At 69.4% G+C, this 13,328-nt stretch carries 11 protein-coding genes; all 11 read left to right on the plus strand.

Annotated elements, in window-relative coordinates; translation table 11 throughout:
* The first annotated feature begins 332 nt into the window (after positions 1–332).
* A complete protein-coding gene (gene hrcA / locus A4X17_RS00005) occupies positions 333–1,355 on the plus strand; it encodes a heat-inducible transcriptional repressor HrcA (protein ID WP_064293628.1) in 1,023 nt (340 codons plus the stop codon).
* A 54-nt stretch (positions 1,356–1,409) separates the two neighbouring features.
* The gene (gene dnaJ, locus A4X17_RS00010) at positions 1,410–2,531 is read left to right on the plus strand and encodes a molecular chaperone DnaJ (RefSeq protein WP_064293629.1); all 1,122 of its coding nucleotides are present in this window, start codon (positions 1,410–1,412) and stop codon (positions 2,529–2,531) included.
* Between the two features lies 1 nt (position 2,532).
* Positions 2,533–3,270: a 16S rRNA (uracil(1498)-N(3))-methyltransferase gene (locus tag A4X17_RS00015; RefSeq protein WP_064293630.1), complete on the plus strand. Its 738-nt coding sequence runs from the start codon at positions 2,533–2,535 to the stop codon at positions 3,268–3,270.
* Positions 3,271–3,320: 50 nt separating this feature from the next.
* Positions 3,321–3,674 carry an HIT domain-containing protein gene (locus tag A4X17_RS00020; RefSeq protein ID WP_064293856.1) on the plus strand — a complete coding sequence of 118 codons (354 nt, stop codon included), beginning with the start codon at positions 3,321–3,323 and terminating at the stop codon, positions 3,672–3,674.
* Positions 3,675–3,750: 76 nt separating this feature from the next.
* A complete protein-coding gene (locus tag A4X17_RS00025; protein WP_228501858.1) occupies positions 3,751–4,764 on the plus strand; it encodes a PhoH family protein in 1,014 nt (337 codons plus the stop codon).
* Positions 4,761–5,228, plus strand: a complete 468-nt coding sequence (ybeY, locus tag A4X17_RS00030; protein ID WP_064293631.1) for an rRNA maturation RNase YbeY — start codon at positions 4,761–4,763, stop codon at positions 5,226–5,228. The genes A4X17_RS00025 and ybeY overlap by 4 nt, the downstream gene beginning before the upstream one ends.
* Complete coding sequence (locus A4X17_RS00035; RefSeq protein WP_064293632.1) at positions 5,228–6,532, plus strand: hemolysin family protein; 1,305 nt, start codon at positions 5,228–5,230, stop codon at positions 6,530–6,532. Before ybeY ends, A4X17_RS00035 begins: the two co-directional genes overlap by 1 nt.
* Positions 6,529–7,437: a GTPase Era gene (era, locus tag A4X17_RS00040; RefSeq protein ID WP_064293633.1), complete on the plus strand. Its 909-nt coding sequence runs from the start codon at positions 6,529–6,531 to the stop codon at positions 7,435–7,437. The genes A4X17_RS00035 and era overlap by 4 nt, the downstream gene beginning before the upstream one ends.
* A gap of 176 nt (positions 7,438–7,613) precedes the next feature.
* Positions 7,614–8,885, plus strand: coding sequence for an esterase family protein (locus tag A4X17_RS00045; RefSeq protein ID WP_082915803.1), 1,272 nt, complete (start codon positions 7,614–7,616; stop codon positions 8,883–8,885).
* Positions 8,885–11,410: a bifunctional lysylphosphatidylglycerol flippase/synthetase MprF gene (locus tag A4X17_RS00050; RefSeq protein ID WP_064293634.1), complete on the plus strand. Its 2,526-nt coding sequence runs from the start codon at positions 8,885–8,887 to the stop codon at positions 11,408–11,410. The genes A4X17_RS00045 and A4X17_RS00050 overlap by 1 nt, the downstream gene beginning before the upstream one ends.
* Positions 11,411–11,556: 146 nt before the next feature.
* Entirely contained in the window at positions 11,557–13,317 is a 1,761-nt protein-coding gene (leuA, locus tag A4X17_RS00055; RefSeq protein WP_064293635.1) for a 2-isopropylmalate synthase, read from the plus strand.
* The last annotated feature ends 11 nt before the right edge of the window (positions 13,318–13,328 follow it).

A 13,328-nucleotide genomic window follows, 5' to 3' on the forward strand; every position in this document is an offset into this window, starting at 1 on the left:
GCGCCTGCGGGCGGCTGCTGCGGAGCTGCGGGAGGGGGCGTCGCGCCGTCTCCTGCAGGCGGAACCGACCCGCCCTTCGCTGGGTCGACGGGCGGCTGAGCGTTCGGATCGGACATCTTCGCACCTTTCACGGAGAGTGATATTCAATTGGTCCAGCTGAGCGTATCGCACCAGGTGTCGCTCATCAGGGACCCACGCCTGCGGCCAACGGTATTCCTGGGGCACGGGGCCGCGCAAGGGACGGCTGCGCGGAGGCCACGATATGATTGGCAGTCAGGGTCTTCGAGTGCTGATGGTCGGCGCTCCGAGGTGGATGACGGGAGGAGATCGAGATGGTGTCGGATCGCGGTCTCGAAGTGCTCCGCGTCATCGTGCAGGACTACGTCGCCTCGCGAGAGCCCGTCGGGTCCAAGACGATCGTCGACCGCCACTCCTTCGGGGTCTCCGCAGCCACCATCCGCAACGACATGGCGCAGCTCGAGGACGAAGAGCTCATCGCCGCCCCCCACACCTCCTCCGGCCGGGTGCCGACCGACAAGGGCTACCGGATGTTCGTCGACCACCTGGCCGACCGCCGCCCGCTGAACAACGCCCAACGGACGGCGATCGAGACCTTCCTCGGTGCGTCCGGCGACCTCGACGAGGTCCTGCACCGCACGGTGCGGCTGCTCTCACAGCTGACGAACCAGGTCGCGCTCGTGCAGTACCCGATGTTCTCCCGGGCACGTGTCCGGCATCTCGAATTGGTGAGCGTCACCCCGAACCGTGTGCTCGCGGTCATCATCCTCGACAACGGCCGCGTCGAGCAGCGGCTCATCGAGACGGAGAGCCCGGTCGACGACGACCTCATCTCGCGTCTCCGCTCGCTGTGCAACGAGGCGGTCGCGGGCCGTCCACTCCTCGACGCCCACGACGCGATCGGCGACGTCCCCGCCGACATCGCCGATCTCGACCGCGCGGCGGCCGTCCGCATCGTCGACGCGGTGCGCGAACAGCTCTCGGCGCAGCGCCAGGACCGCCTCGTCATGGCCGGCGCCGCCAACCTCGCCCGCACCGAAGACGACTTCCCCGGCAGCATCTATCCGGTCCTGGACGCCATCGAGCAGCAGGTCGTGCTGCTCCGGCTCTTCGGTGAGATGGAGTCCGAGCGCGACGGCGTGGTCGCCAGCATCGGGCGGGAGAACGCGTCGTTCGGCCTCGAGACCACGAGCGTCCTCGCCGGGAACTACCGTTCCTCTGGTGGCGAAATCGCCCGGCTCGGCGTCCTCGGCCCCACGAGAATGGACTACGCGAGCAACATGGCTGCGGTCCGCGCCGTCGCCAGGTACCTCTCGCGCATCCTCGACGCCGAGTGACGCATCCTCGTCGCGTCCCCCAACACCTTCCGCACCTCGAACGAAAGGCCCTCAGTGGCTGACTACCCCGACCACTACGCAGCACTCGGTGTCGCCAAGGAGGCGACGCCCGAAGAGATCAAGAAGGCGTACCGCCGCCTCGCTCGCGAACTGCACCCCGATGTGAACCCGGGTTCCGACGCCTCGGAGCGGTTCAAAGAGGTCACCCACGCCTACGACGTGCTGAGCGACCCCAAGCAGCGCCAGCAGTACGACCTCGGTCCGCAGGCGGGTGGGTTCGGCGGAGGTGACGCCGGGTTCGGCGGCTTCGGCGACATCTTCGACACCTTCTTCGGCGGGGGTGGCCAGCAGCGCGGACCCAAGTCCCGCCGCGCACGCGGCGAGGACGCCCTGTTGCGCGTCGAACTCGACCTCGACGAGGTCATCTTCGGCACCCACCGCGACCTCGAGGTCGACACCGCCGTGCTCTGCAGCACCTGCAACGGCTCCTGCTGCCAGCCCGGCACCTCACCGGTGACCTGCGACATCTGTCACGGCACCGGCTCCATCCAGCGGGCCGTCCGCTCGCTGCTCGGCAACGTCATGACCTCGGCGCCCTGCGGCACCTGCCGCGGCTACGGCACGATCATCGCGACCCCGTGCGTCACCTGCCAGGGTCAGGGCCGGCTCCGTGCCCGCCGCACCGTCTCGGTCGACATCCCGGCCGGTGTCGACACCGGTCTGCGTCTGCAGATGCCGGGGAGCGGCGAGGTCGGCCCGGCCGGCGGCCCGAACGGCGACCTCTACCTCGAGATGAAGGTCAAGCACCACGACGTCTTCAGCCGCGACGGCGACGACCTGTTGTGCACGCTCGAAGTCCCGATGACCGACGCCATCCTCGGCCGCCAGGTCACGGTCCACGCGCTCGACGGCGACGTCGAGGTCGAGCTGCGACCGGGCGTGCAGAGCTCGGAGGTCATCACGGTCAAGGACCGCGGCGTCACGCGCCTCCGCGGGAACAGCCGGGGTGACCTCAAGATCGGCGTCCAGGTCGTCACCCCGACGAAGCTCGACCACCGCGAACGCGAGCTGATCAAGAGCTTCGCCTCGGGACGACGCCAGGGTGCTCCGGCGCTCGCGCAGTTCCAGCAGGGCCTGTTCGCGAAGATCCGCGACCGCTTCCACGGCGTCGGTTGAGATGAGTTCGCTGTACCTCCGCGAGGACCTCGAATCGACCGGTGTCGGCGACTCGGTGACCCTCCGTGGGCCCGAGGCGAAGCACGCCGTCGCCGTGAGTCGGCTGCGGGTCGGCGAGACGACGTCGATCGGCAACGGTCGTGGCCTGATCGCGACCGGACCGGTCGTGCGCAGCGAGCCGGGCGAGTTGGAGATCCGCGTCGAATCGGTCGTGGTGCATCCGGAGAACCGTCCCGGGCTCGTCCTCGTGCAGGCGCTGGCCAAGGGCGATCGCGACGAACTCGCCATCCAGGCGGCGACCGAGCTGGGTGTCGACCGCATCGTCCCGTGGGGTGCCGAGCGCAGCATATCCAGGTGGCAGGGCGACAAAGCGGTCAAGGGCCGTGCGCGCTGGCAGCTCATCGTGCGCGAGGCGTCGAAGCAGTCGATCCGCGCCCGGGTACCCGAGGTGGCCGAGGTCGTCGACACCCGTGGACTCGCGGCGATCGTCGCCGGCCGGACCGTCCTCGTCCTCGAACCCAGCGCGGCACTCGCGCTGTCGGAGCTCGACCCGTCGGCACTGCTCGCCGAGGAGCTCGTCCTCGTCGTCGGTCCGGAGGGCGGCATCTCCCCGACGGAGCGGGAGCGGCTCGAAGCGGCCGGCGCGATCGAGGTCCGGATCGGCTCGGGCGTCCTGCGCACCTCGACGGCAGGGCCTGCGGCGATCGCCGCGCTCAACGTGCTGCTCGGTCGGTGGTGACGATCCAACAGCCCGCGCACGAGGCCGCCACGAACCTTAGACTGGTGGACATGAGTGAAGCACCGTCGGTATTCAGCCGCATCGTGTCGGGGGAGATCCCGACGACCCTCCTCGCCGAGACCGATCGGGTGATCGCGTTCGCCGACATCGCACCGCAGGCGCCCGTGCACCTCCTCGTCGTCCCGAAGACCGCCGAGTACCGCGACGTCGTGGAGTTGGCCGCTGGAGACCCCTCCTTGCTCGCTGAGATGGTCGAGGTGGCGTCGTCGCTCGCGAAGGAGCACACCGGTGGCGAGTTCCGACTCGTCTTCAACACCGGCGAGTCCGCCGGGCAGACGGTCTTCCACGTGCACGCGCATGTCCTCGGCGGTTCCCTGCAGGAGGGCACCCTTGGCGGAGCCTGAGTCCTCGAACCCAGACCACCCCACCGCCGCTCGGCCGGAGGAGGTCGAGCACGTCCTCCTGGTGGACGGGCTCGCCATGGTCCGTCTCCTCGGCCCACAGGACCGACTCCTGACGACCGTCGAGCGCGAACACCCCGGTGTCTCGGTGCACGTGCGCGGCAATGAGATCACCATCACCGGCCCGGCGCCGCAGGCCGACGCCGCCAGACGACTCGTAGAGGAACTCATCACCATGGTCCGAGAAGGACACGACCCGGGGCCGGCGGAGGTCAGCACCTCCGCCCGCATGCTCGGGCAGGACGGCTCGGCCTCCCCGTCGGAGGTGCTCGGGCAGGTCATCCTCACCTCGCGTGGCAAGACGATCAAGGCGAAGACCGTCGGGCAGCGGGCGTACGTCGACGCGATCGACGAGAACACGATCGTGTTCGGCATCGGCCCGGCCGGTACCGGCAAGACGTATCTCGCGATGGCGAAGGCGGTGCAGGCGCTGCAGCGCAAGGAGGTCAACCGGATCATCCTGACGCGCCCGGCCGTCGAGGCCGGCGAGCGACTCGGGTACCTCCCGGGCACCCTGACGGACAAGATCGACCCGTACCTGCGTCCGCTCTACGACGCGCTCAACGAGATGATGGACCCGGAGATCGTCCCGAAGCTCCTCGCGGCCGGCACGATCGAGGTCGCACCGCTCGCCTACATGCGCGGCCGGACCCTCAACGACTCGTTCATCGTCCTCGACGAGGCGCAGAACACCACGCCGGAGCAGATGAAGATGTTCCTCACCCGGCTCGGGTTCGGGTCCAAGATCGTCGTGACCGGCGACGTCACGCAGATCGACCTGCCGACCGGCGCGTCCGGTCTGCGACTCGTGACCCGCGTGCTGAAGGACGTCGACGACATCCACTTCGCCCAGCTCACGAGCGAGGACGTCGTCCGCCACACCCTCGTCGGTCGGATCGTCGACGCCTACGGCGAGTACGACGCCGTCCGACAGGCGCAGCGGTTCGAGCGCGAGCAGGCCGCCGAGTTCGCCAACCGCGCCGAGCGTCGCGGCGCCGCCAGAGACCACCAGCCGAAGCGAGGACGCTCATGACCATCGAGATCAACAACGAGTCCGGCGTCGCCGTCGACGAATCGCGCATCCTCGCCCTGGCGTCGTTCGCGCTCGACGCGATGCATGTGAGCCCCGATGCCGAGCTCGCCATCGTCCTGGTCGACGAGGGCGCCATGGAGCAGTTGCACGTCCAGTGGATGGACGAGCCGGGACCGACCGACGTCCTGAGCTTCCCGATGGACGAGCTCCGTCCCGGCACCGAGGAGAACCCGACGCCGCCCGGGCTGCTCGGCGACATCGTGCTCTGCCCGCAGGTCGCCGAGACGCAGGCGGCCGCCGCGAAGCACTCGACGATGGACGAACTCCAGCTCCTCACCTGCCACGGTGTGCTCCACCTGCTCGGGTACGACCACGCGGAGCCCGACGAGGAGAAGGAGATGTTCGGCATCCAGCGGGACATCCTCCTCGCCTTCGCGCTCCAGGAGAGACGACGCAGCAGCTGATGTCCCTCGTCGCCGTCTTCGTCATCGTCGCGTTCCTGCTCGTCGCGTTCGCGGGTCTCATGGCCGCAGCCGACGCCGCGATCGGCGTCCAGTCGGGTGCGGACATCCTCGACCTCGCAGAGGGCGCCCGCTCGGGATCCGCGCTCCGCGCCATCGCGGCCGATCCGGGTGCGCACGTCAACGCGATCAACTTCATCCGGATCCTGGCCGAGACCACGGCCGCCGTCCTCGTCACGCTCGCACTGGCCTCGTCGATCGACGAGTTGTGGCTCGTCCTCGTCCTCGCGGTCGTCATCATGACCGGCACCTCCTTCGTGCTCGTCGGTGCGAGCCCCCGAGGCGTCGGCCGGACCCACGCGAGCGGAGTGCTGCGTTTCAGTGCCCCCGCCATCCGTGCCGCACGCGTGGTCCTCGGCCCGGTCGCGAACGTCCTCGTCTCCCTGGGCAACCGGGTGACCCCGGGGTTGCCCCGTTCGGTCTCCTTCACCTCGGAGGAGCAGTTGCTGAGCATGGTCGACGAGGCCGCCGCGCACTCGGTCCTCGAGGAGGACGACCGCGAGCTCATCCACTCGATCTTCGAGTTCAATGAGACGCTCGTCCGCGAGGTGATGATCCCGCGCACCGACCTCGTGAGTCTGCAGCGCGATCTCAGCGTGCGCGAGGCGCTCGAGGTGTTCCTGGAGACGGGGATCTCGCGGGCGCCCGTCAGTGACGGCGACATCGACGATCTGGTCGGCATCCTGTACCTGAAGGACCTGGTGCGCGCGATGTTCGGTGGCGACGGCGTCACCGAGGTGGGTTCGATCGAGCCGCTCCTGCGGCCGGCGAGCTTCGTACCCGAGTCCAAGAAGGCCGATTCGCTCCTGCAGCAGATGCAGAAGGAGTCCAACCACATCGCGATGGTCGTCGACGAGTACGGCGGCATCTCCGGTCTCGTCACCCTCGAGGACCTCATCGAGGAACTCGTCGGCGACATCTCCGACGAGTACGACACCGACACCCCCGAGATCACCGATCTGCACGACGGACGGTTCCGGGTCGACGCCCGCCTGCCGGTCGACGAGCTGGGGGAGTTGTTCGGCCTCGAACTCGACGACGACGACGTCGACTCCGTCGGCGGGCTCCTCGCGAAGGCCCTCGGGAGGTTGCCCGTGGTCGGATCGACGGTGTCGACCAACGGTCTCGAACTCACCGCCGAGCGGGTCGAGGGGCGGCGGGGACGCATCCTCACCGTCATCGCCCAGCGCGACGACCAGCTGCAGGACGCCCAGCAGGCGTCCACCGACCATCGGGAGCACCCATGAACGACACCACCCCTCCGTCCGACTTCCGAGCGGGGTTCGTGTCCTTCGTCGGGCGTCCGAACGTCGGCAAGTCCACGCTGACCAACGCCCTCGTCGGTGAGAAGGTCGCGATCACGAGTTCGAAGCCGCAGACCACGCGTCGCGCGATCCGCGGGGTCGTTCACCGCGACCACGGCCAGCTCATCGTCGTCGACACCCCCGGCATCCACCGCCCGCGCACGCTGCTCGGCCAGCGGCTGAACGACCTCGTGCAGTCCACGCTCTCCGACGTCGACGTCATCGGGTTCTGCATCCCAGCCAACGAGAAGCTCGGCCCGGGCGACCGCTTCATCAACGAGTCGCTCGACGGCTTCCCGCGCGCGAAGAAGGTGGCGATCGTCACGAAGACCGACACCGCCAGCCGGACGACGATCGCGGAGCAGTTGCTCGCGATCTCGGAACTCCGAGACTGGGACGCGGTCATCCCGCTGTCAGCGGTGACCGACGACCAGCTCGACATCCTCGTCACCGAGGTCACGAAGCTCATGCCGCTGTCGGAACGCCTCTACCCGACCGAGGCCACCACCGACGAGACGGTCATCGACCGCGTGTCCGAGCTCATCCGCGAGGCCGCGCTCGAGGGCGTCCAAGACGAGCTGCCCCACTCGCTCGCGGTGACCATCGACGACATGATCCCGCGCGAGGGGACCGACCTGCTCGACATCTACGCGAACGTGTTCGTGGAGCGCGACAGCCAGAAGGCGATCATCATCGGGAAGGGCGGTTCCAGGCTCCGAGAGGTCGGTGCCCGGGCCCGCGCCGGGATCGAGCCGCTCGTCGGATCTCGGGTCTTCCTCTCCATCCGCGTCAAAGTCGCGAAGGACTGGCAGCGCGACCCGAAACTGCTCGGTCGCCTGGGGTTCTGACCGGGATCCGGTCGACCGTCGGCGCCGTGCGCCCGCGCGGGTCTGCGCGGGAGTTCTCCGTTACCTGAACGTGACTTGCGTGTCTGCTTTGGGCCCGCTGTGGAACCAGTCGTCTGGCCGACAGGCTCGCGGGCCCGCGGACATACTGGTCCTCGGGGTCGCGAGAAGGAGTCCGAGTGTTCGACTGGTTGCTGGCCATCAGGCTGGATCGTCCGGAGCTCCTCGTCTGGGTCGGCGGTGCCGCCGTTCTCCTGGCGATCGTCCTGTTGACCGGGCGCCGAACGGTTCGCGGCTGGCTGACGATGCTGCTCGTGGCGAGCGGTGGAGCGCTCCTCGCCTATGCCACTGCCTGGTTGCTCGGTGACGTGTTCGACGTCTTCGGGATCGAACTGACGCCGGTCACCCGTGCGTGGGCGGCGGTCGGGTTCGCCGGTGCCGCCCTCGCGATCGCGGCGATCGTGCGGACCCGCGCGTGGCGGGTCGTCGTGGCGAGCCTCGCCATCCCCGCCTTCCTGCTCATCGGGGCGGTCGGCGTGAACCAGGACTTCGGTGAGTTCGCGACGGTGCGGGCGGCGCTGGGGATCAGCCCGTACCAGTCGTTCTCGGCCCTGCCGGCCGCCCGGGGGACGACCACGACGTGGCAGCGACCCGCCGACCTGTCGAGCGAAGGCCGGGTCGAACATGTCGACATCCCGGCCACGACCTCGGGGTTCGCCCACCGGGACGCGCTCGTCTATCTGCCACCGGCCGCCCTGACCGCCCACCCGCCGGCACTGCCGGTCATCGAGGCGTTCAGCGGTCAGCCGGGAGAGCCTGCCGACCTGTTCGCGTCGGCTGGGATCGCCGGGATCCTCGACCGCTTCGCCGCCTCGCATGCGGGTCTCGCACCGATCGTGGTCGTGCCTGACCAGCTCGGCGCTCCTGACCGCAACCCGATGTGTGTCGACGGGCCGCTCGGCAACTCGGCGACGTACCTCACGGTCGACGTGCCCGCGTGGATCTCGGCGCACCTCCCGGTGTCCGCATCGCGGACGGACTGGTTCATCGCCGGGTTCTCGCAGGGAGGGACCTGTTCCATCCAGCTCGGTGCCGCGCACCCTGGACGCTACGGCGGCATCCTCGACATCTCGGGGGAGGTCGTCCCGTCCATCGGACCGACGACGATCGCACAGGGCTTCAGCGGGTCGGCGACGGCGTACGAGGCTGCGGCCCCCTCCGCGATCCTCGCCGCACACACCCCGTACGCGGACACCGTCGGCGTCTTCGGCTACGGCAGCGACGACAGCCGCTACGGTCCCGGCGTCCGGCGGGTCGCCGCGATGGCCTCGGCCGCCGGCATGCGGACGACGACCTTCGTGTCCGACGGGACCGCGCACGACTGGCATACCGTCCACACGGTGTTCGAGCGGGCGCTCCCCGTCATCACCGCACGATTCGGGCTCGCCTGATGCGCGCGGGGAGGGCGACGCCGTTCGGCCGACTCGTGACCGGCGTGATCCGGTCGGTGCCGATGAGTATCGGGATCACGGCGCTGGTGCTCGTCGTCAGTGCGTTCGTGTGGCGCACGCCGCCGGCGGCGACGCCCGCCTGGCGGTCGGCGATCCGCGAGGCGGCCGGCGTGGGGTATGAGCAGGTCGTGGTCGACGGACACTGGTGGGCGCTCCTGACCGGTGCCCTGGGAACCGACGGGGTGCTCGGGCTCCTCGCCTTCCTGCTGATCGGCGTCCCCGCGCTGGTGCTCGCCGAGCGACGGTTCGGCGCCGCCAAGACGCTCCTGGCGGTGCTGGTGACCGCGGTCGCCGGGAACGCGCTCGCCATCGGGCTCCAACTCCTCGGCACGCTCGGCGGCGAGTTCTGGAGCGGCGAGGTCGCCCGCATCGTGGCGTTCGACCCCGTGGCCGGGGCGCTCGGCGCCCTTGCCGCGTCGAGTGCGTTCCACGGGCCGCTCTGGCGTCGGCGGATCCGCGCGTTCGTCGTCGTCGGTGCCCTGATCGTGCTGCTGTACTCGGGACTCCCGCAGGATCTCGCACGACTGTTCGCAGCGCTGGTCGGCGTCCTGCTCGGGGTCGTGCTCGCCGGGGCCAGCCCGTCGGTGCGACGCGTGCGGAGCTCGCACCACGAGACCCGGGTGCTCCTGGCGTCCGTCGTCGCGATGATGGGCGTGGGACCGCTCATCACCTTCCTCTCCGGCCGGCACCTCGGTCCGCTCGCGCCGCTCGTGCTCCTGCTCGAACAGAACATCCCGGACGCCGGACGGGTCATCGGCCAATGCCGCACGGTCGGCGTGTCAGCACAGTGCCTGCGCGACCTCACGCTGGTACGCGTCGACGGCCTCGGAGCGGTGCTCCTCTCGGTGGTCCCCATGATCGCCCTGCTCTTCGCAGCGTGGGGCCTGCTCCGCGGCAGACGCTTCGCGGTCTGGTTCGCCACGGCGATCATGGTGTCCTTCGCCGTCCTGAGTGCGCTGTCGCTCGGAGCGGGGGTGCGACTCCACCCGACGGGACACCCCTCCTCGTTGCTCGGGACGGGGCACGGCGCGCAGCAGCGGTCTGTCGAGATCGCGATCGCGCTGTGGGCGGCGATCCTGCTGCCGCTCGTCGTGGCGGCGCTCCTGGTCGTGCTCCGTCGTGGGTTCCCCGTGCGGGCCACCCGACGCAGCGCCTTGGGGTATCTCGCCCTGGTCGGCGCGTCGTGGGTCGTGCTCGCCGCGCTCTTCGTGGTCGTCGCCCTGCTCCAGCCTGGAGGATTCTCGCCGAGGCCCGACGTGTGGGAGGTCCTCCGTGCGGCGCCGGAGCGCTTCGTCCCCGCCGCGTACCTGCGGAACGTCCTTCCGGGCTTCGTGCCGGTCGCCCCGCTCACCGGCGTGGTGTTCCACGCCGTCGGACCCGTCTGGTGGAGCATCATCCTGCTCGGCGCGGTCTGGCCGCTGAGCCGGGTCGCGAACGCCATCGCGCCGGCCGACGAGCGCCGGCTGCGCGAGCTCCTGGCCGAGGGTAGCGACTCCATCGGGCACATGGCCACCTGGCCGGGCAACCTCACCTGGTTCGACCCGCAGCGCAGTGCGGGCGTCGCCTACCGGATCGTCGCCGGGGTCGCGGTCACCACGGGCGGCTTCTTCGGGAGGGACCGCCACGAACAGGGGGTCCTCGAGCGGTTCATCGAGCACTGCGAGGACTCGGGCCTGACGGTGGCGTTGTACAGCGTGGACGAGGAGACCGCAGTAGCGCTCCACCGGATCGGTTGGCGCACCGTCCAGGTCGCCGAGGAGACGGTCCTGCACCCGCAGGGCTGGAGCATGGTCGGCAAGCGCTGGCAGGACATCAGATCCTCCGTCAACCGGGCCGACCGCGCGGGGATCACCGCCGTCTGGTCCACCTACGGGGCGCTCGGCGTCGGGCTCGCGGCGCAGATCGCCGAGATCTCCGAGGAGTGGGTCGCCGAGCGGAAGCTGCCCGAGATGGGGTTCACCCTCGGTGGGATCGACGAGCTCGTCGACGAGGAGGTCCGGCTCCTGCTCGCGGTCGACGAGCAAGGACGGCTGCACGGCGTCACGAGTTGGCTCCCGGTGCGGCGCGACGGTCAATTGTTCGGTTGGACCCTCGACTTCATGCGCCGTCGGACGGACGGCATGAACGGCGTCATGGAGTTCCTCATCGCCGAAGCCGCCGCTCGGTTCAAGGAGGACGGCATCGAGGAGATGAGCCTCTCCGGGGCTCCGCTCGCGCGCTCGAGGAGCACCGAGCAACCGGAGACGGACGGGATCGACCGGGTCCTGACGTACCTCGGGAACGTGCTCGAACCCGTCTACGGGTTCCGCTCGCTCCTCGCCTTCAAGGGCAAGTTCCAGCCGGAGGAGCGTCCGCTCGTGCTCGGCTACGCGGACCCGCTGACCCTCCCGGCGATCGGCATCGCGGTCGGGCGCGCCTACCTCCCGGACGTGTCCGTGCGAGACCTCGCCTCGCTGGTCACCTGACCGGCGGCGCGGGGGAGTGCTATGCTGACGACGTGTTCTCCGGTCTGCTCCGCCTTAGCTGCCGCGACGAGTCCTAGTTCCAGGCCTCCCTCGTCGCGGAGTTCGTCGTTGGCTCACCCCCAATCCCACGAGGAGATCCCAGGATCATGAAGAACACCCAGACCCCATCAGGCATGCCGGTCCACCGCTACCGCGCCTACCAGGACCAGTTCAGCGTCTCGCTGCCCGACCGCACGTGGCCGGACCGTCGGATCACCGAGGCCCCGCGCTGGTGCGCCGTCGACCTCCGCGACGGCAACCAGGCCCTCATCGACCCGATGAGTCCGGAACGTAAGCGCATCATGTTCGACCTGCTCGTGAAGATGGGCTACAAGGAGATCGAGGTCGGGTTCCCGAGCGCGAGCCAGACCGACTTCGATTTCGTCCGCAGCCTCATCGACGAAGGAGCGATCCCCGAGGACGTCACCATCCAGGTGCTGACCCAGGCCCGCGACCACCTCATCGAACGCACCTACGAGTCGCTGCGCGGCGCGAAGCAGGCGATCGTGCACCTGTACAACTCGACGAGCGTCCTGCAGCGCGACGTCGTGTTCCGCAGCGACAAGCAGGGCATCATCGACCTCGCCCTCCACGGCGCCCGGAAGTGTCGCGAGATGGAGTCGACGGTCCCCGGAACGCAGATCTACTACGAGTACTCGCCGGAGAGCTACACCGGTACCGAGCTCGAGTTCGCCGTCGACATCTGCAACCAGGTGGTCGAGGTCCTCGAGGCGACGCCCGACCGCAAGGTCATCATCAACCTGCCGTCGACGGTCGAGATGGCCTCGCCGAACGTCTACGCGGACTCGATCGAGTGGATGAGCCGCAACCTCGCCAACCGCGAGAACATCATCATCTCCCTCCACCCGCACAACGACCGCGGGACCGCGATCGCGGCAGCCGAGCTCGGCTACCTGGCCGGCGCCGACCGGATCGAAGGGTGCCTCTTCGGGAACGGTGAGCGCACCGGCAACGTCGACCTCGTCGCGCTCGGCATCAACATGTTCACGCAGGGTGTCGACCCGCAGATCGACTTCAGCGACATCGACGAGGTCAAGCGGACGGCCGAGCACTGCAACCAGCTGCCGGTGCACGAGCGGAGCCCGTGGGCGGGCGACCTCGTCTTCACGGCCTTCAGCGGTTCTCACCAGGACGCGATCAAGAAGGGCTTCGAGGCGATGTCCGTCGACGCCGTCTCGCAGGGCAAGGACGTCGCCGACCTCGAATGGGCCGTGCCGTACCTGCCGGTGGATCCGCAGGACCTGGGGCGCAGCTACGAGGCCGTGATCCGCGTGAACTCCCAGTCGGGCAAGGGTGGCGTCGCCTACCTGCTCAAGACCGATCACGCGATCGACCTGCCGCGTCGCCTGCAGATCGAGTTCTCCGGCGTCGTCCAGGCGAAGACCGACGCCGAGGGCGGCGAGGTGACGAGTAGCCAGATCTGGTCGATCTTCCAGGACGAGTACCTTCCGGCGGCGGTCGCGGACGCCAAGTGGGGTCGGTTCGAACTCCAGTCCACGAAGACGTCGAGCGACCTCGCCGGCACCGTGGTCCTCGAGGTCGCCCTTCGCGACGGCGAGCAGGTCGAGGAGCGCACCTCGACCGGCAACGGACCGATCGCGGCCTTCCTCAACCTGCTCTCCGGGCGCGGCATCGAGGTCACGCTGTACGACTACGTCGAGCACACGCTGAGCGCCGGGGGCGACGCCGAGGCGGCCGCCTACGTCGAGCTCCAGGTGAACGACCAGCGCCTCTGGGGCGTCGGCATCGACGGCGACATCGCGACGGCCTCGCTCAAGGCAGTGGTCTCGGCGGTCAACCGGGCCGTGCGCACGCAGGTCGAGGCGCGGGAACTGGCCTCCATCTGACGATCCCGCTG

It is taken from the genome of Plantibacter sp. H53 (assembly GCF_001650455.1).
Lineage (GTDB): Bacteria > Actinomycetota > Actinomycetes > Actinomycetales > Microbacteriaceae > Plantibacter > Plantibacter flavus_A.